This is a genomic window from Siminovitchia fordii DSM 16014 = CIP 108821 (assembly GCF_000374565.1).
Taxonomy (GTDB): domain Bacteria; phylum Bacillota; class Bacilli; order Bacillales; family Bacillaceae_C; genus Siminovitchia; species Siminovitchia fordii.
In genome coordinates this window covers 28,974-54,929 of record NZ_KB894705.1, presented here as the reverse complement: position 1 = coordinate 54,929, position 25,956 = coordinate 28,974, and the positions used below count along the sequence as shown (strand labels likewise).

General features: G+C 42.8%; 32 protein-coding genes. 31 read left to right on the top strand and 1 reads right to left on the bottom strand.

Features of this window, described 5'->3' with window-relative positions; genetic code table 11:
- Nucleotides 1–26 precede the first annotated feature (26 nt).
- From dnaX to C509_RS0119225, 17 genes are all read left to right on the top strand, one after another.
- The gene (gene dnaX / locus C509_RS0119305) at nt 27–1,724 is read left to right on the top strand and encodes a DNA polymerase III subunit gamma/tau (RefSeq protein WP_018708578.1); all 1,698 of its coding nucleotides are present in this window, start codon (nt 27–29) and stop codon (nt 1,722–1,724) included.
- 22 nt (nt 1,725–1,746) lie between these two features.
- Nucleotides 1,747–2,064 (top strand): YbaB/EbfC family nucleoid-associated protein, encoded by a 318-nt coding sequence (locus C509_RS0119300; protein WP_018708577.1) that lies wholly within the window; start codon nt 1,747–1,749, stop codon nt 2,062–2,064.
- Between the two features lie 12 nt (nt 2,065–2,076).
- Entirely contained in the window at nt 2,077–2,676 is a 600-nt protein-coding gene (recR, locus tag C509_RS0119295; RefSeq protein WP_018708576.1) for a recombination mediator RecR, read from the top strand.
- Between the two features lie 13 nt (nt 2,677–2,689).
- Nucleotides 2,690–2,905, top strand: coding sequence for a YaaL family protein (locus C509_RS0119290; RefSeq protein WP_018708575.1), 216 nt, complete (start codon nt 2,690–2,692; stop codon nt 2,903–2,905).
- A gap of 339 nt (nt 2,906–3,244) precedes the next feature.
- Entirely contained in the window at nt 3,245–3,511 is a 267-nt protein-coding gene (locus tag C509_RS0119285) for a pro-sigmaK processing inhibitor BofA family protein (protein ID WP_018708574.1), read from the top strand.
- Between the two features lie 176 nt (nt 3,512–3,687).
- The gene (locus C509_RS0119280) at nt 3,688–3,861 is read left to right on the top strand and encodes a sigma factor G inhibitor Gin (protein ID WP_018708573.1); all 174 of its coding nucleotides are present in this window, start codon (nt 3,688–3,690) and stop codon (nt 3,859–3,861) included.
- 145 nt (nt 3,862–4,006) lie between these two features.
- Nucleotides 4,007–4,657: a dTMP kinase gene (gene tmk, locus C509_RS0119275; RefSeq protein WP_018708572.1), complete on the top strand. Its 651-nt coding sequence runs from the start codon at nt 4,007–4,009 to the stop codon at nt 4,655–4,657.
- Nucleotides 4,658–4,794: 137 nt separating this feature from the next.
- Nucleotides 4,795–5,124, top strand: coding sequence for a cyclic-di-AMP receptor (locus C509_RS0119270; protein WP_018708571.1), 330 nt, complete (start codon nt 4,795–4,797; stop codon nt 5,122–5,124).
- Nucleotides 5,125–5,133: 9 nt separating this feature from the next.
- The gene (locus C509_RS0119265; RefSeq protein ID WP_018708570.1) at nt 5,134–5,571 is read left to right on the top strand and encodes a YaaR family protein; all 438 of its coding nucleotides are present in this window, start codon (nt 5,134–5,136) and stop codon (nt 5,569–5,571) included.
- A 20-nt stretch (nt 5,572–5,591) separates the two neighbouring features.
- The gene (gene holB, locus C509_RS0119260) at nt 5,592–6,593 is read left to right on the top strand and encodes a DNA polymerase III subunit delta' (RefSeq protein ID WP_018708569.1); all 1,002 of its coding nucleotides are present in this window, start codon (nt 5,592–5,594) and stop codon (nt 6,591–6,593) included.
- Complete coding sequence (locus tag C509_RS0119255; RefSeq protein WP_018708568.1) at nt 6,586–7,413, top strand: PSP1 domain-containing protein; 828 nt, start codon at nt 6,586–6,588, stop codon at nt 7,411–7,413. The genes holB and C509_RS0119255 overlap by 8 nt, the downstream gene beginning before the upstream one ends.
- A 51-nt stretch (nt 7,414–7,464) precedes the next feature.
- Entirely contained in the window at nt 7,465–7,800 is a 336-nt protein-coding gene (gene yabA / locus C509_RS0119250) for a DNA replication initiation control protein YabA (RefSeq protein WP_051088731.1), read from the top strand.
- 223 nt (nt 7,801–8,023) lie between these two features.
- Entirely contained in the window at nt 8,024–8,770 is a 747-nt protein-coding gene (locus tag C509_RS0119245) for a tRNA1(Val) (adenine(37)-N6)-methyltransferase (protein ID WP_018708566.1), read from the top strand.
- Nucleotides 8,754–9,041, top strand: a complete 288-nt coding sequence (locus C509_RS0119240; protein WP_018708565.1) for a GIY-YIG nuclease family protein — start codon at nt 8,754–8,756, stop codon at nt 9,039–9,041. Before C509_RS0119245 ends, C509_RS0119240 begins: the two co-directional genes overlap by 17 nt.
- On the top strand, nt 9,019–9,897 hold the full coding sequence (rsmI, locus tag C509_RS0119235; protein WP_018708564.1) for a 16S rRNA (cytidine(1402)-2'-O)-methyltransferase: 879 nt from the start codon (nt 9,019–9,021) through the stop codon (nt 9,895–9,897). The genes C509_RS0119240 and rsmI overlap by 23 nt, the downstream gene beginning before the upstream one ends.
- Before the next feature lie 122 nt (nt 9,898–10,019).
- Entirely contained in the window at nt 10,020–10,670 is a 651-nt protein-coding gene (locus C509_RS0119230) for a class I SAM-dependent DNA methyltransferase (RefSeq protein ID WP_018708563.1), read from the top strand.
- Nucleotides 10,667–11,134 (top strand): S-ribosylhomocysteine lyase, encoded by a 468-nt coding sequence (locus C509_RS0119225; RefSeq protein WP_018708562.1) that lies wholly within the window; start codon nt 10,667–10,669, stop codon nt 11,132–11,134. The genes C509_RS0119230 and C509_RS0119225 overlap by 4 nt, the downstream gene beginning before the upstream one ends.
- An 80-nt stretch (nt 11,135–11,214) precedes the next feature.
- Here the strand turns inward: C509_RS0119225 and C509_RS0119220 are convergent, their stop codons facing one another.
- Nucleotides 11,215–11,508 carry a transition state genes transcriptional regulator AbrB gene (locus C509_RS0119220; RefSeq protein WP_018708561.1) on the bottom strand — a complete coding sequence of 98 codons (294 nt, stop codon included), beginning with the start codon at nt 11,506–11,508 and terminating at the stop codon, nt 11,215–11,217.
- Between the two features lie 330 nt (nt 11,509–11,838).
- On the opposite strand from C509_RS0119220, the gene metG reads away from it, so the two are divergent.
- The 14 genes from metG (at nt 11,839) to C509_RS0119145 (ending at nt 25,801) form a co-directional block, all read left to right on the top strand.
- Nucleotides 11,839–13,806 carry a methionine--tRNA ligase gene (gene metG, locus C509_RS0119215; RefSeq protein WP_026319979.1) on the top strand — a complete coding sequence of 656 codons (1,968 nt, stop codon included), beginning with the start codon at nt 11,839–11,841 and terminating at the stop codon, nt 13,804–13,806.
- A 178-nt stretch (nt 13,807–13,984) separates the two neighbouring features.
- Nucleotides 13,985–14,752 (top strand): TatD family hydrolase, encoded by a 768-nt coding sequence (locus tag C509_RS0119210; RefSeq protein ID WP_018708559.1) that lies wholly within the window; start codon nt 13,985–13,987, stop codon nt 14,750–14,752.
- A gap of 88 nt (nt 14,753–14,840) precedes the next feature.
- Nucleotides 14,841–16,052 carry a G5 and 3D domain-containing protein gene (locus C509_RS0119205; protein WP_018708558.1) on the top strand — a complete coding sequence of 404 codons (1,212 nt, stop codon included), beginning with the start codon at nt 14,841–14,843 and terminating at the stop codon, nt 16,050–16,052.
- 381 nt (nt 16,053–16,433) lie between these two features.
- Nucleotides 16,434–16,991: a ribonuclease M5 gene (rnmV, locus tag C509_RS0119200; protein WP_018708557.1), complete on the top strand. Its 558-nt coding sequence runs from the start codon at nt 16,434–16,436 to the stop codon at nt 16,989–16,991.
- A complete protein-coding gene (rsmA, locus tag C509_RS0119195; protein WP_018708556.1) occupies nt 16,991–17,878 on the top strand; it encodes a 16S rRNA (adenine(1518)-N(6)/adenine(1519)-N(6))-dimethyltransferase RsmA in 888 nt (295 codons plus the stop codon). Before rnmV ends, rsmA begins: the two co-directional genes overlap by 1 nt.
- A gap of 77 nt (nt 17,879–17,955) precedes the next feature.
- Nucleotides 17,956–18,834, top strand: a complete 879-nt coding sequence (gene yabG / locus C509_RS0119190) for a sporulation peptidase YabG (RefSeq protein WP_018708555.1) — start codon at nt 17,956–17,958, stop codon at nt 18,832–18,834.
- 308 nt (nt 18,835–19,142) lie between these two features.
- Complete coding sequence (veg, locus tag C509_RS0119185) at nt 19,143–19,412, top strand: biofilm formation stimulator Veg (RefSeq protein ID WP_018708554.1); 270 nt, start codon at nt 19,143–19,145, stop codon at nt 19,410–19,412.
- A 139-nt stretch (nt 19,413–19,551) separates the two neighbouring features.
- Nucleotides 19,552–19,740, top strand: a complete 189-nt coding sequence (locus C509_RS0119180; RefSeq protein ID WP_026319977.1) for a small, acid-soluble spore protein, alpha/beta type — start codon at nt 19,552–19,554, stop codon at nt 19,738–19,740.
- A 356-nt stretch (nt 19,741–20,096) separates the two neighbouring features.
- Nucleotides 20,097–20,951 (top strand): 4-(cytidine 5'-diphospho)-2-C-methyl-D-erythritol kinase, encoded by an 855-nt coding sequence (gene ispE, locus C509_RS0119170; protein WP_018708551.1) that lies wholly within the window; start codon nt 20,097–20,099, stop codon nt 20,949–20,951.
- 310 nt (nt 20,952–21,261) lie between these two features.
- Nucleotides 21,262–22,095: a pur operon repressor gene (gene purR, locus C509_RS0119165; protein ID WP_018708550.1), complete on the top strand. Its 834-nt coding sequence runs from the start codon at nt 21,262–21,264 to the stop codon at nt 22,093–22,095.
- A 15-nt stretch (nt 22,096–22,110) separates the two neighbouring features.
- The gene (locus tag C509_RS0119160) at nt 22,111–22,485 is read left to right on the top strand and encodes a RidA family protein (protein ID WP_018708549.1); all 375 of its coding nucleotides are present in this window, start codon (nt 22,111–22,113) and stop codon (nt 22,483–22,485) included.
- Between the two features lie 221 nt (nt 22,486–22,706).
- On the top strand, nt 22,707–23,000 hold the full coding sequence (gene spoVG, locus C509_RS0119155; protein WP_018708548.1) for a septation regulator SpoVG: 294 nt from the start codon (nt 22,707–22,709) through the stop codon (nt 22,998–23,000).
- A gap of 454 nt (nt 23,001–23,454) precedes the next feature.
- A complete protein-coding gene (gene glmU / locus C509_RS0119150) occupies nt 23,455–24,828 on the top strand; it encodes a bifunctional UDP-N-acetylglucosamine diphosphorylase/glucosamine-1-phosphate N-acetyltransferase GlmU (protein ID WP_018708547.1) in 1,374 nt (457 codons plus the stop codon).
- A gap of 13 nt (nt 24,829–24,841) precedes the next feature.
- A complete protein-coding gene (locus tag C509_RS0119145) occupies nt 24,842–25,801 on the top strand; it encodes a ribose-phosphate diphosphokinase (protein WP_018708546.1) in 960 nt (319 codons plus the stop codon).
- Nucleotides 25,802–25,956 lie beyond the last annotated feature (155 nt).

Sequence of the window (25,956 nt, the reverse complement as noted above, 5' to 3'; positions counted from 1 at the left end):
ATAATTACTTTACAGGGAGGCAGAGCATGAGTTACCAGGCGTTATATCGGGTATGGCGGCCGCAGTCGTTTGCGGATGTCATCGGGCAGGAACATGTGACAAAGACGTTGCAAAATGCTCTCCTCCAACAAAAAATTTCGCACGCTTATTTATTTTCCGGTCCACGCGGAACTGGAAAAACGAGTGCAGCCAAAATAATGGCAAAAGCGGTTAACTGTGAAAAAATGCCAGTTGCAGAGCCATGCAATGAATGTCCCGCCTGCCAGGGAATCACCGATGGTTCAGTTTCTGATGTCATTGAAATTGATGCGGCTTCCAATAACGGAGTCGAAGAAATCCGTGATATCCGTGACAAGGTCAAATACACGCCCAATGCTGTGAAGTACAAAGTCTACATCATTGACGAAGTGCATATGCTGACTATTGGCGCATTCAATGCTTTGCTCAAAACATTGGAAGAACCGCCCAAACATGTCATTTTCATATTGGCTACGACAGAGCCGCACAAAATTCCGTTAACGATCATTTCCAGGTGCCAGCGTTTTGATTTTAAAAGAATCACTTCGCAGGACATTGCCGGACGAATGGCACATATTGCAGATGAAACTTCCTTGGAATATGATGAGAAGGCGCTTCAAATCATTTCCAGAGCGGCTGAAGGCGGTATGCGGGATGCATTGAGCCTGCTGGATCAGGTTATTTCATTCAGCACTGGAAAAGTCACCGTGGAAGATGCTTTGACTGTCACCGGATCCATTTCGCAGAACAGTTTGAACAAGCTTGCACGCGCTGTTCATGATCAAGATGTTTCCGAAGCTCTCGGAACGCTCGAGGAATTGCTTATGCAGGGGAAGGATCCTTCCCGGTTCACAGAGGATTTTATCCTGTATTTTCGGGATCTCCTGCTTTATAAGACAGCCCCAAATTTGGATGAGATAGCCGAGCATGCGCTTCTTGACGAAGAATTTAAAGCCCTTGCTGAAGAGATTCAGCCGCAGCAAATTTATGAATACATTGATATATTAAGCAAGACACAGCAGGAAATGCGGTTCTCTAACCATGCGCGTATTTATTTGGAAGTATGTCTGGTGAAGCTTTGCCAGACAGAAAGAATACCGGTTCAGGGGGATGGACCGCAGGTCCAGGAATTGCATAAGAAGATTGAAGCATTGGAAAAAGAAATCAAGTGGCTGAAAAATAACAGCCAACCGAGAGACAAGAATCAAAACCAGCCTGCACAATCTTTAAAAAGGCCGGCTAGAAATGCCGGAAAGGAATTTAGGGTTAATGCAGGTGCTGTTACCCAAGTATTAAAGGAAGCTACAAGGAAGCATCTAAATGATGTTAAAAGCCATTGGGGAGAATTCTTGAATATATTGAATCAGCGGCATTTGCCTTCGCAGGTTGCCCTGCTTAATGATGCCGAACCGGCTGCAGCATCTGCAGATGCGATTATCTTGAAATTCAAATATGATATGATTTGTAAAATGGCCATGGAAAATCATACGTTTGTCCAAACAATCTCTCAAATATTGGAAGAGCAGACTGGAACAGGTTTTAAAATAATCGGAGTTCCTGAAGCCCAATGGAAAGAGATTCGGGAAGAGTTTTTACAATCTAGTAAGAGTGATGGAGACGAAAGTACTACAGAGGAACAGGATGATCCCATCGTTTCCGAAGCTTTAAAACTCGTTGGAAAAGATTTGTTAGAAATTAAAAACTAATCATGGGTGGAGGTAGTTTACAATGCGAGGAATGGGAAATATGCAAGGCATGATGAAACAAATGCAGAAAATGCAGAAGAAGATGGCACAGGCTCAGGAGGAACTTGGCGAAAAAAGAATTGAAGGCACAGCAGGGGGCGGAATGGTAAAAGTGATTGTTTCCGGCCATAAGGAAGTGCTGGAAGTTCAAATCGCTGAAGAAGTCGTAGATCCGGAAGATATTGAGATGCTGCAGGATCTTGTGTTGGCGGCTACAAATGATGCCTTGAAGCAGGCAGAAGAATTATCAAGCCAGACGATGGGACAATTTACAAAAGGATTAAACCTTCCTGGCTTCTAGGAGGTTACCATTATGCATTACCCAGAACCAATATCAAAGCTGATTGACAGCTTTATGAAACTGCCGGGAATCGGGCCGAAAACAGCAGCCCGCCTGGCGTTTTTCGTTCTTAACATGAAAGAAGACACTGTACTTGATTTTGCAAAGGCCCTGGTCAATGCAAAAAGGGATCTTGGCTATTGTTCGGTATGCGGCCATATCACTGATAAGGATCCATGTTATATTTGCGAAGATCAAAGACGCGATCGCAGCGTCATCTGTGTTGTGCAGGAGCCAAAGGATGTCATCGCCATGGAAAAAATGAAAGAATTCAACGGTCTGTATCATGTTCTTCATGGATCCATTTCCCCGATGGAAGGCATCGGGCCGGAAGACATCAATATTCCTGATCTGCTGAAAAGGCTGCAGGATGAAACTGTCCAGGAAGTGATTTTAGCGACAAATCCGAATATCGAAGGGGAAGCTACGGCCATGTATATTTCCCGTCTCCTAAAACCGTCGGGCATCACCGTGACAAGGATTGCCCATGGTCTGCCAGTCGGAGGAGATCTTGAATACGCAGATGAAGTGACTCTCTCAAAAGCGTTGGAAGGCCGAAGAGAAGTTCTTTAAGGAGAGGTCCCATATGTTCCGGAAACATAAATTGCGTAAAGAATTTGATCATAGGTTAATTGACCTTATGGGAAATGTAAAAAAAGAATGGGATCAAAAGAGCGATATGCTCAAATTAAGCTACGAGCCAAATGATGAATTGCAGTATCAGATGCTATTGGCAAAGGCGAAGTATATTTTTCTGTTCAAGGAAGCAAAGAAACGAAAAATTTCAATAAAAAATCAATGATCTCTCGTTTACGAAGAAAAAATTATAATAAGTTTTATAGGAAAAAAATAGGTATTATTGGCCTTCAGCTGCTATCGGCAAAAGGATCAAGTTAAACAAGATCATCTCCAATATGAATGTTCTCCCGCGGCACAGCCTATTCGGGAAAGCGTATGTTTTCCCTCGTGCAAAGCTGCATACAGCATCATGGATTGATTAAAGTCGCTGCTTTGCTATGGGGATGGAGAACTGTCTCCTCTAATTTATGTTGTGCTTGTGGCCTTGAGGTTCTTAATGTTCTTTTTGGACAATCCTTACATACAATATTAAGGAAGGACGTGAGGGCAGGAGGGGGAACGCTTGGATTCAATCTTGATTATTTCTTCGCTTATCGGCCTGATCATATTTTTACTGATGGCGGTAAAACCGGGGAGCGTATTTAAAGTGGTCGGCCAATCATTTATAAAATTGATGATCGGCGCCCTGTTTCTATTTTTTTTAAATGCTTTCGGGAATCAATTCGGGCTGTATATTCCAATCAACTTTGTGACTGCAGCCATTTCGGGGCTGCTCGGTCTGCCGGGGGTTGCTGCTTTGTCAGTCATCCAATTATGGATTATTGCATGAAACATCCGTTAGTTTCGGATGTTTCATTTTTCTTTTGGAAAAAAGCACAAGACAAACACGGCATCGGTTTTCTGGGCATAGAATGAAACAAATAGTTTTTTAACTGCTCAAATGTTGCTAATTGTGTATGCAATTATCCTGCAGTGGACATACTAAATATGTGTGGAGGTGGAGAGATGGAAAGATGCATAATATGCAAAAAAGCACAGGATACGGGGATTCATCTTTATACATCTTTTATTTGTGCCGGCTGTGAGCAGGAGATAATCCAAACAGATACTGATGACCCGAAATACAAATATTATGTTGAACAGATGAAGGTCATTAAAGAAACAAAAATTGTCACCTAAAACCAGGCTGCCGCTTATGGAAGCCTGGTTTTTTGTATTTTTGGATAAAATATAGCTAATCCTGACAGATAACGGTCACTATATTTAATCGTATCCCATGTTATACTATACGCTGTAAACATATGTGATCGGGGGAAAAATTTTGATGAGCGGATTGTTTATCACATTGGAAGGGCCTGAAGGGGCGGGTAAAACAACAATGATTGAAAAACTGGCTGCAGACCTGTCTTTAGATGGGGTGAAAGTATTGTCCACAAGAGAGCCGGGAGGCATCGACATTGCGGAAAAAATTAGGACAATCATCCTTGACAAGAAGCATACGATGATGGATTCAAGGACGGAAGCTTTGCTATATGCTGCAGCCCGCCGCCAGCATTTAACAGAAAAGGTTCTGCCGGCGCTTCAGGAGGGCAAAGTTGTTCTGTGTGACCGCTTTATTGACAGTTCCCTCGCCTATCAGGGATATGCAAGAGGGCTTGGAATTGATGAAGTGTATACCATCAATAAATTTGCCATTCAAGGTGCCATGCCGGATGCCACTTTGTATTTTGATATAGATCCGGAAATTGGTTTGAAGCGGATTGCCGAGAATGCAGGGCGGGAAGTGAACAGGCTTGATTTGGAAAAGGCAGAGTTCCATCATAAAGTAAGGGAAGGATACCATCTATTGCTGCAAAAATTCCCTGATCGAATAATCTCAATCGACGCCGCTGCGCCAATCGATTCGGTGTATCAAAAGGTGAGAAAGATAATTGATGGGCAGTTAATACAAGCTGGAATGCTGAATAAAGGCTGATTTTAAAAAGTAAATGTCATTTTTAACGGAAAGTGGTTACCCAGATAAACGAATAACAATGTCACATATGCGATTAGCTGATATAATAAGAATAATAACAAATTTGTTTTTCACTTTTAATATAAGGAGTGAGCCAAATGAAATTAATTATGGCTGTAGTTCAGGACCAGGATAGCAACCGTCTTATGAATGCATTGGTTGAAAATAACTTCAGAGCAACAAAGTTGGCAACAACTGGCGGTTTCTTGAAGTCCGGAAATACGACCTTCATGATAGGTACAGAAGATATCCGCGTCGAGAAAGCGCTTGAGGTCATAAGGGAAAGCTGCAAGTCACGTGAACAGTTGATGGCACCAGTTTCTCCTATGGGGGGCAATGCTGATTCGTATATTCCTTATCCAGTGGAAGTATCGGTAGGAGGAGCAACCGTGTTTGTTCTCCCGATCGAGCAGTTCCACCAGTTTTAGGAGACGTCCATGAAAGTAAATCATGTGGCTGGATCAAGAACGGGGCAACTTTCCTCTGTTCCCAAATCTGGAAGCACCGGGGCAAAATTTTCCGAAGTTATTACACGCCAGGAAATCCAGCTGTATAAAGAACAGCTCGACAAATTGTTCATGGATGTGCATACGGCAGGGGAGAGGCTCGGAAAATCAAGGAATTTCCAAGACTTAGTCAAATATAAAACACTTGTGAAGCAGCTTGTGAAGGAAACGGTCGAAACTGGGATGGAACTTAAGCAGTCACACAGTTGGAACAGGTTTGCAGAAGGAAGAGTCCTTCAGACGGTTGAACTGATTGATGAGAAATTGGTTGAATTGACGGAGGAAGTTTTAAAGAATGAAAAGCAGTCCATAGACATTTTAGGAAGAATCGGCGAGATAAAAGGGCTGCTGATCCATTTATATACGTAGGCGGGTGAATACCGGAAGATATGAATTGGGATCAATTAGAAAAGGAGCAGCCAATTGCGGCCAGGCTCTTAAAAAACAGCCTGGTCCATCACCGGGTAGCCCACGCCTACTTGTTTGAAGGTGAGCGTGGAACCGGGAAGAAAGCAGGCAGCCTGTTAATGGCTGCCAGTATGTTCTGTGAGGAAAATGGACAGGATGTGAATCCTTGCGGACAATGTGGTAACTGTAAAAGAATCAAAAGCGGAAACCATCCGGATGTCCATATCGTCGAACCGGACGGGCTTTCCATTAAAATAGATCAAATTCGTTCATTGAGAACAGAATTTAGCAAATCAGGTATGGAGTCAAAGAGGAAGCTGTATATTATTATAGACGCTGAAAAGATGACGGTTCAGGCTGCCAACAGCTTATTGAAATTTTTAGAAGAGCCTCATTCTGAAACAACGGCCGTTCTTGTCACGGAACAGCCGCAACAGCTATTACCGACAATCATATCACGCTGTCAATCCGTACCTTTCTATCCATTGGGACCTGAAATTTTTGCCGAAAAGTTGGAACAAGCAGGTGTGCCGAAAGGAAAAGCGGCCCTTCTGGCCGCCCTCACAAACGATCTGGGGGAAGCTGTGAGGCTGAATGATGATGATTGGTTTGCACAAGCTAGAAAAATAGTGTTAAAATTATATGAAGTGCTTAAAGAAAATCCGCTCTATGCTATGACATCACTTCAAATGGACTGGATGGGGCATTTTAAAGAGAAAGCCCAGCATGATCTGGGATTGTCTCTTTTATTATATATATATAAAGATATACTGAACATACAATTGGGGAAGGATCGGCAGCTCGTCTATCCTGATCAGCGGCAGACGCTTGAAAAGGATGCGCTTCAGACCTCAATGAAACGGCTGTCGAAACAAATGACTGCAATCTTGGAAGCCAAAAGAAAATTACACGCAAATATGAATCCTCAGCTGTTAATGGAACAGCTTGTGCTGAATTTGCAGGGGGGACCTTCTTTTGTATAACGTAGTAGGAGTCCGGTTTAAAAAAGCCGGTAAAATATATTATTTCGATCCGATGGATCATCCGGTCCGCAAAGGTGACTACGTTATCGTGGAAACCGCACGCGGCATTGAATTTGGAAAAGCTGTGACCGAAAAGAAACAGGTAAGCGAAAACGATGTAGTGCTTCCATTAAAGAAAATTGTCCGGCTTGCAGATGGACAGGACCATCAAAATGTGAAATCGAACAAGGAAGCGGCTGATGAGGCTTACCAAGTCTGTTCGGAAAAAATTCTGGAGCATCAGCTCGATATGAAACTTGTCGATGTAGAATACACATTTGACCGCAATAAGGTGATTTTTTACTTTACAGCTGACGGGCGTGTTGATTTCCGTGAACTTGTAAAAGATCTGGCTTCCGTATTCAGAACAAGGATTGAACTTAGGCAAATTGGAGTAAGAGATGAAGCGAAAATGCTTGGCGGAATTGGTCCGTGTGGGCGTATGCTATGCTGTTCTACTTTCTTGGGAGATTTTGAACCTGTATCAATCAAGATGGCCAAAGATCAAAATCTTTCCTTAAACCCGACGAAGATATCCGGCTTGTGCGGCAGGTTGATGTGCTGTTTGAAGTATGAAAATGATGAGTATGAAGCGGCAAAAGCTGCACTTCCTGATGTGGGTGAGATCATCCATACACCGAACGGTTCTGGAAGAGTGGTCGGTTTAAATATACTGGAGCGCATTATGCAAGTGGAGCTGTCTGATCAAGAACGGGTTTTGGAATATACACTGGAAGAGATTATGAGTGAAAGTGTGACGTCTGTACAGGCCACGGAATAATGAGGTGGTAAGGTGAAGGATAAAAAGGAGTTCTTCGATTCGGTAAGCAATATGGAAATGCAGATCGGCCAGTTGTATCAACAGCTTGGTGAGCTGAAGCAGTATTTGGTCGAACTGATCGAAGAAAACCATGCGTTAAAGTCGGAAAATGACCAATTGCGCCGACATCTGGATCAAGGGATGGAAAAGCCCGGTCTCATACTGCCCGATGGAGAGAAGGACGAGCGCTCGGCTTTTGATCAAATGAATGAAACTGATATTGGAGAGGGCTATGATAATCTGGCCCGCCTTTATCAAGAAGGCTTCCATATTTGCAATGTTCACTTTGGCAGCCCGCGAAGGGACGAAGACTGCCTGTTCTGCCTTTCCTTTTTGAATAAAAAATAAATTGTTTAATATAAGGCCTTCCTGCTCGAATTGGGAAGGCTATTTTATTGTATAGATACTAAAAAATCTTCATCATTGTATTAAATCCAGCTACAACGCCCGGCTCGTCAAGTCAAAAGCTGTATTTCCCCCCAAGGTGACTAAAAAATTCTTTTTTGGGAAACAACTTTCACTTTTCGGGGCCGATCAGGGCGTTTCCGCTTTTTGTATTGGAGTGTTTGATATGACTGACTTGATTGGCGACGAGCGCCTGGATTATTTGCTGGCGGAAAACTTAAGAATCATCCAAAGCCCATCTGTGTTCGCATTTTCTCTTGATGCTGTACTATTGGCACGTTTCGTCTATGTACCGATTCAAAAAGGGAATATTGTGGATTTATGCAGTGGGAACGGGGTGATCCCCCTCCTATTGAGCAATAAAACAAAAGCAACCATCACAGGTGTGGAAATTCAGGAACGCCTTTATCATATGGCTGAAAGAAGCATCAGGTATAACCGACTGGAAAATAGGATTCATATGATACATGGTGACGTAAAAGAGATTTCCCAAACGCTTGGCCATGGAAAATATGATGTAGTTACATGCAACCCGCCGTATTTTACTTCCGCAGAGCCATCCATTATCAATGAAAATGAGTATTTGGCCATCGCACGCCATGAGATTCTCTGTTCGCTTGAAGATGTCATACGAACAAGCAGCCAGCTTCTCCGTCAAGGAGGCAAAGCGGCTTTTGTCCACCGGCCGGAGCGGCTGATGGACATATTGACCCTTATGAGACAGTATCGATTGGAACCGAAAAGGCTCAGATTCGTTTACCCGAAGGCAGGGAAGGAAGCGAATACGATTTTAGTTGAAGGGATCAAAAATGGTAATTCAGGCCTGAAGGCGCTCCCGCCCCTGTTTGTTTACGATAAAGAAAACGAGTATACCCCGGAAATAAGAGAGATTCTATATGGAAAAGAAGAATAGGCATTATTTTTATGTGCTGCAATGCAGGGATGGCTCGTACTACGGGGGCTACACGGTCGATCCTCCCCGGAGACTTTGCGAACATAACAAAGGCAAGGCATCCAAATATACCCGGACGAGGACACCGGTAACGATGATTTATGTGGAAGAATTTGAGAATAAAGGCGAGGCGCTAAAGGCGGAATATGCTTTCAAGCAGCTGACGCGGTCAAAAAAAGAACAATTTTTATATGAGGCCGGTGAACGAAATGCGCAGTCAGAAAAGCAATGAACAGACTTTTAAAGGGACTCTTTATTTAATACCGACGCCGATCGGCAATTTGGAAGATATGACTTTCCGGGCAATTCGCCTGATGAAGGAAGCCGATCTGATTGCTGCCGAAGATACGCGGAACACAAAAAAGCTATGCAGCCATTTTGACATTTCAACACCACTTGCCAGCTATCATGAACATAATAAGGAAACAAGCGGCCGCCAGCTTATCGAGCGGTTGTTAGAAGGGGATAATATAGCGCTTGTCAGCGATGCGGGCATGCCCTGTATATCAGATCCCGGATATGAAATAGTCCAGGCTGCTATTGAAGCGGATATAGCGGTTGTACCTCTCCCAGGAGCAAATGCCGCGTTGACTGCTTTGGTCGCTTCAGGCATCGATCCGCAGCCTTTCTATTTTTACGGTTTTTTGCCAAGAGGGAAAAAAGAAAGGAAAACGGAACTTGAGAAATTAAAACGCCAGGGTGGTGCGATACTTCTTTATGAGGCTCCGCACCGATTGAAGGATACGTTAAAAGATATGTTGAATATTTTGGGAGATCGTGAGATAGTTCTATGCAGGGAGCTGACGAAGAAATTTGAAGAATTTTTGCGTGGAACCATTTCATCTGCCGCGGGTTGGGCTGATGAAGAAGAGATCCGTGGAGAATTCTGCATAGTTGTGGAAGGGAACAGTGATCCGGATTCCGGGGAAGGTCCACCATGGTGGGCACCGCTCGGATTAAAAGAACACGTAGAATATTATATTGAGCATGAAAATCTTACATCAAAAGAGGCCATCAAGCGGACGGCAAGCGACAGAGGGCTTCCCAAACGCGAGGTTTATGAAGCATATCATATCATTGGCAGATAAGGTGAGTCCGTTTTAAAAAGGGCTCATTCTTTTTGTTTTTAACTTGATTTTTTAAAAAACAAGTGATAAATTTAGTCATAACTTAATTCCGATTATTTTTATAAGAAAAGGGTGGAATAAAAATGGCGAAAAATTTCAATGATCTGTTTGATGCCTGGTCCGAAACGTATGATCAAACTGTTGGAGGAACTGATGTTGAATATAAAGAAGTATTTGCCTGTTATGAACAGATTCTTGATGAGGTTGCAAAAAGATCAAAAGGATATATAGTTGAATTTGGAGTCGGGACGGGAAATCTGACCGAGAAATTTATAAAAAATGGCTTCGAAATATATGGTATAGAGCCCTCGGAAGGAATGAGAAACAGAGCGAAAGAAAAGATTCCGAACGTGACGATTGTCGAGGGGGACTTTTTGACTTTCCCCATACCTGAAAAAAAACCGGATACGATCGCCAGTACGTATGCTTTCCATCATTTGACGGATGAGGAGAAAAGGAAGGCCGTTGCCTTATATAGCGAAATACTCAATGAATCCGGAAAAATTGTCTTTGCCGATACAGTTTTTATCAATGAAGCAGCCAAACAGGCTATAATAGAAGAAGCATTACGAAACAATTATAATCGTCTAGCAGTTGATTTGCAGACGGAGTATTACACAACCATTCCAGTTCTAAAGAAAATATTTGAAGAAAACGGCTTCCAGGTCACATTTAATCAAATGAATACCTTTGTGTGGCTGATGGATGCTGAGAAAAGGAGAGAAAATGAATGACCAAACAAAAGATGAATGTGGAGAGCTTCAATTTGGATCATACGAAGGTGAAGGCTCCATATGTCCGTCTGGCGGGTATTGTGGAAGGGGAAAATGGTGATATCATTCGTAAATACGATATTCGTTTCTGCCAGCCAAACAAGGATCATATGGAAATGCCTTCGATCCATTCATTGGAACACATGATGGCGGAATTCAGTAGAAACCATTCGGATAAAATCGTCGATATCAGCCCAATGGGCTGCCAAACCGGTTATTATTTATCCCTTGTTAATCACGATGATTACGAAGACGTCTTAAATATTCTGGAAAAAACTCTGAAGGATGTATTGACTGCAACTGAAGTTCCCGCCTGCAATGAAGTGCAATGCGGCTGGGCGGCAAGCCATTCCTTAGAGGGTGCCAAAGAACTTGCAAAAAAAATGCTTGCCCGCAGGGACGAGTGGACGGAAGTATTTGCTTAGAAAAGCCGAAAGCGTCTGCATAGTACAGGCAGAAATAAAAAAGGCCTCTTCATTACATTGAAGGGGCTTTTCTTATTCTATTAACTATTCACTTTATCAAAATTGAAAGAATCACGGATTTCCTGTATCAATTGCTCTGCGCCTTCACGGCTTAAGACCAATTTGCCCCCTGCAAAAAAGGCATTTTCATCAGATACATTGCCTGTAATATGGCAAGTCATGCTCGGTTTATATTTTTTCAGGATGATCTTTTCATCATCTACGTAAATTTCCAGTGCGTCTTTTTCTTCAATACCCAAGGTGCGCCTTAATTCAATAGGTATGACTACCCGCCCGAGTTCATCGACTTTTCGCACAATTCCAGTAGATTTCATACTACTTTTCTCCTCTCAAAGAAACTTGTCTTTATATCAAAAATATACTTTTTGTCACATTTATAATCAGATTTATCGTACCAGTCTTTCCCATTCCCGTCAATTAGAAGTTAAAAAAAATGTCAAATTTTTAGATAGAAATTCCTACGTATTCGTATCCATTAAATTAAATAAACATTCAATGGACCAATTTTCGTGTTCCCTTAGTAGTAGGCACAGTTGCAGGAATCGTTGATTTCACGTATATTTTTAGTGTAGATGAGGACAAGATGCAAAGAGTGGGTTTGCATGTTATAAATGGCATCCTGTTAGCAAGAGGGAGGAAACATGGTGAAAGAAAAACTCAAAACATTCTATCTGACAACCCCTATTTATTATCCGAGCGGGAATTTGCATATCGGCCATGCTTACACGACTGTAGCGGGTGATGCATTGGCACGTTATAAGCGGATGCGCGGTTTTGATGTCATGTATTTGACGGGAACGGACGAGCATGGGCAAAAGATTCAGAAACAGGCAAATAAGGATAATGTCACGCCTAAAGAATATGTTGATCGGATTGTAAGCGGGATTCAGGAATTATGGAAGAAGCTTGATATTTCATATGATGATTTCATCCGTACAACCGAAGACCGCCATAAGGATGTAGTCCAAAAGATTTTCAAGCAGCTGTTGGACCAAGGGGATATTTACCTTGATGAATACGAAGGATATTATTGCACACCTTGTGAATCTTTCTTCACAGAGCGGCAGCTTAAAGATGGAAACTGCCCTGACTGCGGGCGGCCAGTAGAACTTGTGAAAGAAGAATCTTATTTCTTTAGAATGAGCAAATATGTAGACAGGCTCCTACAATATTATGAAGAGAATCCTGACTTTATCCAGCCCGAATCAAGAAAAAACGAAATGATCAATAACTTCATCAAACCTGGGCTGGAAGACTTGGCAGTCTCCAGGACGACATTCGACTGGGGCATAAAAGTTCCTGGGGATCCGAAACATGTGATCTATGTCTGGATTGACGCACTGACCAACTATATCACTGCCCTTGGCTACGGATCAGATGATGATTCCAAATATCTAAAATACTGGCCGGCTGATGTCCATATCGTTGGAAAGGAGATTGTTCGATTCCATACCATTTACTGGCCGATCATGCTCATGGCGCTCGATTTGCCATTACCGAAAAAGGTATTTGCCCATGGATGGCTGCTCATGAAGGATGGAAAGATGTCCAAATCCAAAGGGAATGTTGTCGATCCGGTCATGCTGATTGACCGTTATGGATTGGATGCAGTCCGTTACTATTTATTGAGGGAAGTGCCATTCGGATCTGATGGTGTATTCACTCCTGAAGGTTTTGTCGAAAGAATCAACTATGACCTTGCCAATGACCTTGGAAACCTATTGAACAGAACTGTTGCGATGATCAACAAATATTTTAATGGAGAAATTCCTTCATACAAAGGGAATGTGACACCGTTTGACCAAGAACTCCTTGATATGAACACCGAAGCAGTTAAAAAATATGAAGAAGCAATGGAAAATATGGAGTTTTCTGTAGCCCTTTCTTCCGTTTGGCAACTCATCAGCAGAACAAATAAATACATTGATGAAACAGAGCCTTGGATGCTCGCAAAAGATGAAGAGAAACGGGAAGAATTAGGCAGTGTAATGGTTCATTTGGCGGAGTCACTCAGAAGGGCAGCTATTTTACTACAGCCTTTCCTCACTCAAACGCCGAAAAAGATTTTTGACCAGCTTAATATTACAGACGAGCAATTCCAGACATGGGAAAGCCTAGAAGCGTTTGGTAATATCCCTTCCCAGACAAAAGTTGTATCCAAAGGAAAGCCAATTTTTCCGAGACTTGAAATGGAAGAGGAAATTCAATACATTAAAGATCAAATGAAGGGTCCTGCTGCTCCGGAAAAAGAAAAACAAATAGAGCAAAAAGAAAATATGGAGCAGACCCCAGAAATCACTATAGATGATTTCAGGAAAGTGGAATTAAGAGTAGGACAGGTTATCCAGTGCGAACCGGTTAAAAAAGCGGACAAGTTGCTCAAACTACAGCTTGATCTCGGATATGAAAAGAGACAGGTTGTTTCAGGGATTGCCGAATTTTACCAGCCAGATGATTTAATCGGGAAAAAAGTGATTGTCGTTGCGAACTTAAAACCGGTAAAATTACGTGGTGAACTTTCGCAGGGAATGATCCTTGCTGGGGAAAAAGACGGCGTTTTATCGCTTGCATCTGTAGATCAAAGCCTTCCTAACGGAGCAATTGTAAACTAAATTTAATGTAGTTGAATATTCCGTCAATTATACAATCGTTGATAACATAGAGGGTATGGCTAATTAAACTTGGAGTTTAAGCCGTTTCTCTATGTTCTTTTTTTGTAATCTAAATGTTAGCTTGCTGTGACTTATGTTACTTTAAATTACTTTATACTCTATTGAAGGAGATTGAGCCATGCTATTTGACACACATGTCCATTTAAATGATGAACAGTTTAACGAAGATCTTCAGGAAGTGATCGAGCGCGCCAAGGAGGCAGGTATCTCCTATATGGTCGTTGTCGGTTTCAACAGGCCGACAATAGAAAGAGCGATCAGCCTTGTGAAGGAATATGATTTCCTCTATGCGAGCATTGGATGGCATCCAGTGGACGCGATTGATATGACTGATAAAGACCTTGCCTGGATTGAAGAGATGGCCGCTAACCCAAAGGTTGTGGCGCTCGGTGAAATGGGGCTTGACTATCATTGGGATAAATCTCCTCATGATGTTCAAAAAGAAGTTTTCCGCAGGCAAATCGGCCTTGCCAAAAAGTTAAAGCTTCCTATCATCATACATAACCGTGATGCGACTGAAGATGTTGTTCAAATTTTAAGGGAGGAAAACGCCGAGGAAGTCGGGGGTATTATGCACTGCTTCAGTGGCAGCGCAGAAACCGCCAAAGAGTGTATTGAAATGAATTTTCACATTTCACTTGGCGGACCAGTCACTTTTAAAAATGCCAAAAAGCCGAAAAGAGTGGCTATAGAGGTTCCACTTGACCGACTGTTGATAGAAACGGACTGCCCTTATCTGGCTCCACATCCTTATCGGGGAAAAAGGAATGAACCGGCATATGTCAAGCTGGTTGCTGAACAGGTTGCCGAGCTAAAGGAAATCAGCTTTGAGGAAGTTGCACAGAAGACGACAGAAAATGCAAAGAAACTGTTCGGCATAGAATGAATGACTAATGATAATAAAATTTTACTTCTTCATCACGTTCATGCCGATAAAGGCAATGGCTTATTGGGGAAGAAGGAGGAGTTTTTTCTTGAGTACAGATTTAAGAAGTCGAAGGAAATTAGGATTGGCAGTGGCAAGTTTTCTTGTTTTCACTGCCACCCTTATGATATTAATTACTGAAGGAACGAAAAAAACGGTTGCTGTTACACTTGATGGAGAGCAGGTTGTAGTAAAAACACATGCCGAAACGGTTGGCGAAATGCTGGAAGAACTGGATGTCAATATAAAAGACTCTGATTATCTTTCACATGAGCCAAATTCAGTAGTTGAAAACAATCAATCTCTTATCTGGGAGCCTGCAAAGCCGGTCACACTGATGGACGGGGATGAATCAAAGAAAGTCCTGACCACAGCCAAAACAGTACAGCAGCTGTTAAATGAAGAAGATATAAAGCTTGGCGAACATGATAAAATCAATATAGCGCCCGCAAAAAATATCTTTCCCAACATGACAATAGAAATCGAAAGAGCGTTTCAGGTTGTTTTACATAATGGAACGAAAAAAGATAAGGTATGGACCACTTCGACTACGGTCGCTGACTTTTTACAACAGCAAGATGTAGAACTGGGAGAGTTGGACCGAGTGCAGCCAGAATTGGATGCAACTGTCACTCCTGAAAAATCTATTGATGTCATCAGAGTAGAAAAAGTCACCGATGTAGTTGAAGAGCCAATCGATTTTGACATTGTTACAGAGAAAGATGGCAACCTTGAGAAGGGAACCGAAAAGGTCATTCAAGAGGGTCAAGAGGGTATTATCCAGAAAGAGTTTGAAGTAGTAAAAGAAAACGGAAAAGAAGTCAAACGTTCATTAGTTTCCAAAGAAAAAATAAAAGAGAGCAAAAATAAAATTGTTGCTGTTGGAACGAAAGTTACTCCTGCCCCGGATTCACAAGAGAAATCTTCTTCGGCTGCTTCCCAAGCTGCACCTTCACCTTCTGCAAATGAAGGGAAAGAAATATATATGAATGCAACGGCTTATACAGCGGATTGCGGCGGGTGCTCAGGTGTCACTTCCACCGGTATTAATTTACGTAACAACCCCGGCGCAAAAGTAATTGCAGTGGACCCAAGTGTCATTCCTTTAGGCTCTAAAGTGTGGGTAGAAGGATACGGCTATGCTGTGGCGGGGGACACGGGCGGAGCAATCAAAGGAAACAAGATCGACGTTCATGTCCAATCAAAAGGACAGGCAAGCAATTTCGGCAGAAAGCGTGTAAAAGTGCGTATCATCGACTAAGCAGAGGAGAATACTCCTCTGCTTTTCCTTTTTTCAAAAGTAAATAAAGTATAGAATTAGACTAGACATTCAATTCGGATGAGAACGTATTAGGACTATCCGAAGGACAGGAAGTCTATGTCATCGGGAAGCCATCGGCATGAGGTCACAAATTGCAAGGAAGATGGTTCAAAGATGAGGTGCTCCTTGCGGTTAAAGTGTAGTCGAGAAAGCTGGAGAACATCATGACATGTATTTTCTAAGGATGCTAATCAGAATGTAATTAAGTCGTTCTCTTTGCTGTGGTGACTAAAGAACTCCCCATCAAAATTCGCCTTGCGCTTTTCTTTTATAAAGCGGGTTATAATAAGACAATAGTAAAACTGTTTTACCGGAGGAAACATGAAAATAAGGGAAATTGTCGTAGTAGAAGGAAAAGATGATACACGGGCTGTCCAGCGGGCGCTGGATGCAGATACAATCGAAACGAACGGCTCGGCCGTTTCCGAAGAGACGTTGGAGAAAATCAGATTGGCCCATGAAAAAAGAGGTGTTATTATTTTGACTGACCCGGATTTCCCGGGAGAAAAAATCCGTAAGACCATCACTGAGCATGTACCTGATTGCAAACATGCTTTTATCGATAAAAAAGCGGCAAGGGCTCATAATGGGCGTGGAATCGGTGTAGAGCACGCTGCACCTGAAGCGATCCGCATTGCTTTGAAGGATGCCCATCTCATGGTGGAGGCCAATGAAGAGAACATTACCAGAGAAGACTTGATTGATGCAGGCTTAATTGGAGGACCAAAAGCCGCAGGCCGGAGGGAAAGGCTTGGCGAGCTGTTGAAGATAGGCTATACGAATGGAAAGCAGTTGCACAAACGGCTGATGATGTTCCGAATATCCTCACAGGAGTTTGCTGAGGCTCTCGAACACGTACTATGGGAGGAAGAGCAATAATGCAAAAAGATATCGCAACACCGGTTAGAACGAAAGAAATTATGGAGAAATATGGTTTTTCTTTTAAGAAAAGCCTGGGACAGAACTTTTTAATCGACCCAAATATTTTACGAAATATAACGGAGCATGCGGGCCTGACAAAGGAAACGGGTGTCATTGAGATCGGACCGGGAATCGGGGCTTTGACGGAACATTTGGCAAGAGTGGCCAAAAAGGTTGTTGCATATGAAATTGATCAGCGCCTTTTGCCGATTTTAGCGGATACTCTCTCACCATACGACAATGTGAAAATTATCCATGGGGACATTTTGAAAGCAGATATTCATCAAATGATTGAACATGAATTTGCGGATGTAAAAGAGGTCATGGTGGTGGCCAATCTGCCATACTATGTAACGACGCCAATCATTTTAAAGCTGCTCGAAGAGAAACTGCCCATTGGCGGGATTGTCGTCATGCTGCAAAAGGAAGTGGGAGACCGAATTGCAGCAAAACCGGGAACGAAAGAGTATGGTTCTCTTTCGATTGCGATCCAGTATTATACTACGGCCGAAACAGTCATGATCGTCCCGAAATCTGTTTTTATTCCGCAGCCTAAAGTAGATTCTGCGGTCATTCGGATGCTACTGAGGGAACGTCCGGCTGTGTCCGTAAAAGATGAGCCCTTTTTCTTCCAAGTTGCAAAAATGGCATTTGCACAGCGAAGGAAGACGCTGATGAACAATTTAACGAGCGGCCTCCCTAATGGGAAGGAAAGAAAATCAGATATTGCTCACGTCCTGGAACTTGCCGGCATAGAGCCATCAAGGCGTGGAGAAACTTTATCTATGAATGAATTTGCTGCTTTAAGCGATGCCCTTTTCCCCTTGTTTGGTGACTCTGAATGAAACAGACACAATGAGCAGGTAAACAGCATAGCCTATGACAGATAGATAAATAGCGCTGTTTATTGGAGTTGACGACCGTGGTATCAATAAATACGATTGTCGGCCGCTTGTCTCACCAATGTGATCTTTTATTTCGAGTTATCGACATCCAGGAGATTGACGGTCAAACAACAGCAATCCTTTATGGGGAGGATTACCGCCTAGTCGCTAATGCCCCTATTGAGGACCTAGTCCCTTTTACAGAGGAAGAGCAGCTGACAAGATCATCCAAAGTACGATCCCTTGAAGAGCAGTCCTGGGAGTTATTTCAACAGGACCTGGACCTTGTCAGATCCCAGCAGGAATATACAGCCACGGAGGGATATAAAAGGGAATACAATTATTTTCAGATTCCCGGCCGTGTGCTTCATCTGGACGGAGATCCGAACTATTTAAAAAGATGTTTGGAATTGTATGCGAAAATTGGTGTCACAGTTAAGGGAGTGCACTGCAACGAAAAGGAAATGTATAAGCACATACCGTCCCTGATCGACCAATATCGACCCGATATTCTTGTCATTACGGGCCATGATGCCTATTCAAAAGCAAAAGGAAAAAAAATAGATTTAAATGCCTATCGTCATTCTAGGTATTTTGTAGAAGCTGTGAGGGAAGCACGGAAAAAAGTCCCGCATCTCGATCAGCTTGTCATATTTGCCGGTGCCTGCCAATCTCACTTTGAGTCGCTTATATTTGCCGGTGCAAATTTCGCAAGTTCTCCTCAGCGAGTCAATATCCATGCATTGGACCCGGTCTATATCGTTTCGAAAATCAGCTTCACCCCTTTTACAGAAAGGGTCAATGTATGGGATGTCCTGAGGAATACACTGACGGGGCAGAAAGGACTGGGGGGGCTTGAAACAAAGGGCGTACTTAGGAACGGGATGCCGTTCAGCTCTCTTGAGGAAGATGAGTAATGTTCCGGTTTAGCATTGGGATTCAGCCAATGCTTTTCTTTTTTTGTATTTTTAAGACCTGGAGAAGCCATAGAGTTGAAGCAGCAGATTTTTCTTATGTAAGCTGCTTAGACCGTGAGTCTTTGAGCTTTTCTAAAGTTGGTACATATTATCTTTTTAGTGAGTTATACTACTAATGTTGGAAAAAGGGGTTTCTTGTAGAAAAAAAATGATTGACAAAGATAAGGCTTCATTGATAAAATAAATGATTTATTTGACATTTATCCAACCGCGTGCTATAATGAAAAACAGTGAGGTGGAGCGAAAAAATGCCGAAAACATTAGCGAGCATTAAAAAATCCCTTGATTCAAATTTGGGCAAGAGATTAATGTTAAAGGCCAACGGGGGACGTCGGAAAACAATCGAGCGTTCCGGTGTATTGGCGGAAACATATCCATCAGTTTTTGTAGTTGAGTTGGATCAGGACGAGAATGCATTTGAACGGGTATCGTACAGTTATGCAGATGTTCTGACCGAAACGGTTGAACTTACTTTTTACGATGAAACATCAGGAAATATAGCAATAGGGCAGCAGTAAACCGCTTGGTTTACTGCTGTTTTTACTTTTCGGCTTGGACACCTATTCCCATGAGGGTAACGGCCTGCTTGCACTTTTCCTGGATATTCGCTTTGCTTCTGCACAAAATACAAAAGCGGATGTAAAGGGGGAAATGGCTTTGGGAAGAAGAAGAGGAGTCATGTCGGATCAATTGAAAGTGGAGTTGGCAAAAGAGTTGGGCTTTTATGATGTCGTCCAGGAAGAAGGATGGGGTGGCATTAAGGCCAGGGATGCAGGAAACATGGTGAAGCGTGCAATTGAAATGGCAGAACGTCAGCTCGGCCAATCAAACAATCGTGAAGAATGATTACTTTGAACCTGAAGACAATGAACAAATACCATCCGCACAAGCCGAGGCAACTAAATGCCTCGGCTTTTCAAATTCGGAAAGAAAATTAACTGTCATGATTTCGCAACTAGCCCCGTAAGGCTCATAAGCTGAAGAACGGCCATCCCCGAAAATGTCATATCTGCCCACGTGACCACCGCGCTTACGATTTTCTTATTTCTTACCCCCTCTTGGAGTTCATGAATTGTTCGTGGTAAAATGAACATTATGTATAAATTGAGTCGAAAATAGGTGCTTAGGATCATCCTTTCTCTGTATAAAAGGGAGGAAGCCAGAGGCCTTGTTACTCAGTTAAGTGAAGCAGGTGAGTGTGAATGAAGCTTTTGGTAAAGGCACCGGCAAAAATTAATTTAACTTTGGATGTGCTGGGAAAGCGGGATGATGGTTACCATGAAGTAGAGATGGTCATGACAACGATTGACTTGGCGGACCGCCTGGAATTGACCGAAATCAGGGAAGACCATGTGGCCATCCTTTCCCGCAATCGTTTTGTGCCGGCTGATGAACGGAATCTGGCCTACCAGGCTGCCAAATTATTGAAAGAAAGATATAAAATTCATCAAGGAGTAGAAATATCTATCAATAAAATTATACCGGTTGCAGCCGGTTTGGCGGGAGGCAGCAGTGACGCTGCAGCAACATTAAGGGGTTTGAACGAACTTTGGGGACTCGGATTGACATTGGATGAGCTTGCCGAACTGGGCTCGGAAATTGGATCGGATGTTTCTTTTTGCGTACATGGCGGAACGGCTTTGGCAAAAGGAAGAGGGGAAAAAGTGACGAGGCTTCCTGCACCTCCGGCCTGCTGGGTAGTCCTCGCTAAACCTGCAATCGGTGTATCCACTTCCGAAATTTATCGTAACTTGGATGTAGGAAATATACGCCACCCAAATACAAAAGCCATGATCAATGCTCTTGAAAACAATAATTATGAAGGTGTCTGCGAGAACATGGCCAATGCTTTGGAAAGTGTCACTCTTCCTATGTATCCGGAAGTCTTGCACATTAAAAAGCAAATGGAAAGATTCGGAGCTGATTCCGTCCTTATGAGCGGTAGTGGACCTACTGTATTCGGCTTAGTGCGCCACGATTCCAGGCTGCAAAGAATATATAATGGTCTTCGTGGGTTTTGTGACCAAGTGTTTGCAGTGAGGATGCTGGGGGTGTAAAAAGAGCCGCATAAGGTGACGTGTAGCGTGAGCTGCGAGATCCTGCTGTTGAGGCAGCTTCAAGTACTCTGGGTCCTGGGATGTCCTGCCAGTTGAGCCGATGTTATTGAATTATCATAGGAAGAATGCTGATTCCTGGAACCTTGAACTGGACCATAAGAAAAGCGGAAACACCCGCCCTTTTATCTGTGTACTAAAACGAAGAAGAGACTCTTTCAAAAATCTTTTTATCACATACTTGCCTAAAAACGTACAATTGTGTATATTTTCTTTAATAATATTCGCGTTACGTTGCACGGGAGGTTACATAATGAAGTTTCGCCGTAGCGAGCGGCTCGTAGATATGACACATTATTTAATGAATCACCCGCGGGAGCTTGTTTCCTTGACGTGGTTCGCCCAAAGGTACCAGTCTGCCAAATCTTCCATCAGTGAAGATCTGGTCATCATCAATGATATATTTCAGCACCAGGGAATTGGAATGCTCCAAACGGTCCCGGGCGCTGCTGGCGGTGTCAAATACTTTCCGATGGTCAAGAAAGAACAGGCGGCTGAATTTGTGGACAACCTTTGTCAATCCATTGCTGACCCCGATCGTTTATTGCCTGGTGGTTATCTGTATATGGGAGACCTTTTGGGCGATCCGAAAACATTAAATGAGGTAGGCAGGCATCTGGCTGCAGCAGTGGCTGGCAAAAAAGTGGATGTCATTATGACGGTTGCCACTAAAGGGATTCCGATTGCACAGGCAGTCTCCTCTTTCTTAAATGTTCCATTCGTGATTGTCAGAAGGGATACAAAAGTGACGGAGGGGCCAACGGTGACAATCAATTATGTCTCGGGCTCTTCTAAAAGGATCCAAACAATGGTCCTGTCTAAAAGAAGCCTAAAAGAAGGGGCGCATGTTCTGATTGTCGATGATTTCATGAAAGCCGGTGGAACAATCAACGGGATGGTCAATCTTTTGGAAGAATTCCAGGCTTCCGTAGCTGGTATTGCTGTATTGGTTGAATCTGAACATGAGGAAGAAAGGCTGGTTGATGATTATATCTCTTTGGTCAGATTAACTGACGTCAATACAAAGGAAAAACAGATCAATGTAGTTCAGGGCAATTATTTCTCTAAAATGACAAATTTTTTATAGAAGGGACCGTTACATATGCGCAAAGTCGAAACTAACAAGGCACCAGCTGCCATCGGACCATATTCACAGGGCATCATTGTCAACAACATGTTTTACAGTTCAGGCCAAATTCCATTGACGCCAGAGGGCGAGCTTGTCGGAAGTACTGTTGAGGAACAGGCGCATCAAGTATTCCGAAACGTTCAAGGAGTAGTGGAAGCAGCAGGTGCATCACTGGAAACTATTGTTAAAACTACTCTATTTATTAAAAACATGGATGACTTTGGCACGATCAATGAGATCTATGCTCAATATTTTTCCGAGCACAAACCGGCACGCTCTTGCGTTGAGGTAGCTAGACTGCCAAAAGATGTATTATTAGAGATGGAAGTTATTGCTTTAGTAAAATAATATTAGAATCGCCGTATATAGAGCGGCGATTCTATTCAGTTTTTTTAGCCGGGGCTTTAATGGCTTTTATCAGTAAAAGGTTTATCACAAATGACAGCGCTTGCGTTTTTCGAGTAATAGGAAAGATTCTAAAAAATTTTTCTAATTAAAGAAGGAGAATCCTGTTGTTTGTTGAATACATAGATATAGTATTTATTTAGAGCGAGAAGGTGGTGAACACAATGGAAGTAACTGATGTTAGACTGCGCCGTGTCAATACGGAAGGCAGAATGAGAGCGATTGCCTCAATTACCCTTGATGATGAATTTGTTGTTCACGATATTCGTGTAATTGACGGAAATAACGGGCTCTTCGTGGCCATGCCCAGCAAACGTACCCCCGATGGAGAATTCAGGGATATAGCCCATCCGATCAATTCGAACACCAGAAACAAAATCCAGGATGTTGTTTTGGCAGAATACCACCGTTTGGGTGAAATAGAAGAACCGGAATTAGAAGAAGCCGGCGCTTCCTAATTTATATAAAAAAACATCGAGAGCCTACCTTCGGAGTATGGCTCTTTTTCATTGTGGGAATTTTTTGCCAATTATTACCCTCTACCCCAAATTTTTACAAGGTTATTTATCTTCTCGTTTGAGAAAATTATAAAACACTAAAATATGGGTGACCATCCCCTATCATTAGCAGCCTTCAAGCTTCCTCCTGTCAGGACGTCCTGGTATCATCGAAGGTCTGTGCCCGCCAGACTCCAACAGCTCGAGGTCATAAGCCAGGGATGCGCGAAGGGCCTTCATAAGCGGTCGTCTTATCCGATAAGCAGGCAATCTCAAAAAACTCATCCTTTAGCTCATTGGAATCTTTGCAGTTTATACAATTGAAGAACAGGTGCTTGGTCCTTTGATCTTTTCTTGAAAAAAAGCGAATTTTAGGCTATATTCATAGTGGAAAAAAATTATTGGGGGACCTTTTATGATAAATAGATTCGCTGTAGTATTGGCAGCGGGGCAAGGCACCAGAATGAAGTCCAAGCTATATAAAGTGCTACACCCAGTTTGCGGGAAACCGATGGTAGAGCATGTAGTGGATCACATTTCACAGCTCGCCGTGAATCATATCGTGACGGTTGTCGGATATGGTGCCGAGATGGTCAAGGAGCGGCTGCAAGGTAAAAGTGACTTTGTGATTCAGGAGGAACAGCTGGGAACAGCTCATGCTGTAATGCAGGCGAAAGATGCGTTAGCAGGTCAAAAAGGAACAACACTGGTCATTTGCGGCGACACCCCGCTCATTACTGTAGAAACGATGTCAGCATTGATGAAACAGCATGAAGAAACCGGGGCAAAGGCAACAGTATTGACAGCCCATGCCATGGATCCAAGCGGTTATGGAAGAATCATTCGGAATGCAGATGGCGATGTCGAAAGAATTGTTGAGCATAAAGATGCGAATGAAGAAGAATTGACAGTCAAAGAAATCAATACAGGTACATATTGCTTTGATAATGAAGCCCTGTTTGAGGCTCTTGACAATGTATCCAATGAAAATGCACAAGGGGAATATTATCTTCCCGATGTGATAGAAATATTAAAAGCAAAAAACGAGCTTGTGACAGCCTATATTACGGAAGACTTTGAGGAGACTCTCGGAGTCAACGATCGGATTGCACTTGCTGAAGCGGAAAGAATCATGAGAGCCCGTATTAATAGGGAACATATGCAAAATGGTGTAACCATTACCGATCCGGCCAATACGTACATTGATTCAGATGTGGTCATTGGAAGCGACACCGTCATTTTGCCGGGAACAGTCATTCAGGGAAAGTCAAAAATTGGTGAAGGCTGCAAAATCGGTCCCAATACTGAGGTGGACAATTGTGAAATTTCTCACAATACTACTATTCAACAGTCGGTCCTTTCTGACAGCTTAGTGGGAAGCAATGTCAAGATTGGCCCATTTGCCCACATCCGTCCTGACTCAGATATACAAGACGAGGTAAAGATAGGGAACTTTGTTGAAATTAAAAAGACATTTTTCGGAAAAGGAAGCAAAGCATCACATTTAAGTTATATCGGGGATGCAGAAGTGGGTAAAAACGTCAACATCGGCTGCGGATCCATTACCGTCAATTATGATGGCAAAAATAAATTTTTGACCAAAATAAACGATGATGTATTCGTTGGCTGCAACACAAATCTGATAGCACCCGTAACTGTCGAAGAAGGTGCCTATATTGCTGCCGGCTCTACAATTACAGATGATGTCCCGGAATCGGCACTGGCAATCGCACGTGCACGCCAAGTGAATAAAGAAAATTATGCAGAAAAGCTAAAATCTAAAAAATAAATGGAGGCTCTTCATGTCTAACCAATATCTTGACCCTACATTGAAAGTTTTTTCTTTAAATTCCAATCGTACCCTGTCAGAGGAAATTGCAAAGGAAATAGGGTTAGAACTCGGAAAATGTACGGTCAGTCAATTCAGCGATGGAGAAATTCAAATCAATATTGACGAAAGCATCCGCGGCTGTGATGTGTATGTCATTCAGTCAACATGCGAACCAGTAAACAACAACTTGATGGAGCTTCTTATCATGATTGACGCGTTAAAACGGGCGTCCGCAAAAACGATCAACATTGTCATGCCTTATTATGGCTATGCGCGCCAAGATCGGAAGGCCCGAGCAAGGGAACCGATCACTTCAAAGCTTGTTGCCAACTTAATAGAAACAGCAGGCGCAACCCGTGTCATCACACTTGATTTGCATGCTCCACAAATTCAAGGATTCTTTGATGTGCCGATTGATCATTTGATGGGTGTTCCTATTTTAGCTGATTACTTTAAAGAAAAAGAAATGGTTGATGGTGATCTGGTGATCGTATCTCCTGACCATGGTGGAGTTACCCGTGCAAGAAGGCTGGCGGACAGATTGAAAGCTCCGATTGCAATCATCGATAAGCGCCGCCCGCGTCCAAATGTGGCAGAAGTTATGAATATCGTGGGTAATGTGGACGGAAAAACGGCCATTTTGATAGACGATATCATCGATACGGCCGGTACGATCACCCTGGCAGTCAATGCTCTGAAGGAAGCCGGGGCTAAAGAAGTCTATGCCTGTTGCACCCATCCGGTTCTTTCCGGACCTGCCATTGAACGCATCCAAAACTCCGATTTGAAAGAACTTATTGTGACCAATTCGATTCCATTGCCGGAAGAGAAAAAAATCGATAAAATCAAGGAACTTTCAGTGGCACCGCTCATTGGAGAGGCTATTATGAGAATACATGAAAACAAATCTGTAAGCACTTTGTTTGATTAAAATCGGCAGATGCCTAGTACGGCACAAGCCAGCGCTACTTAAGGCATCCTCTTCCTTCGGAGGCGTCTGGCTTGTGATGTTGAAAATCAGTGTGCAAATTTCAATAAGTTAGAAAATTTATTTTCTTCCTGCCTAGAGGTTTAACCGAATGTATG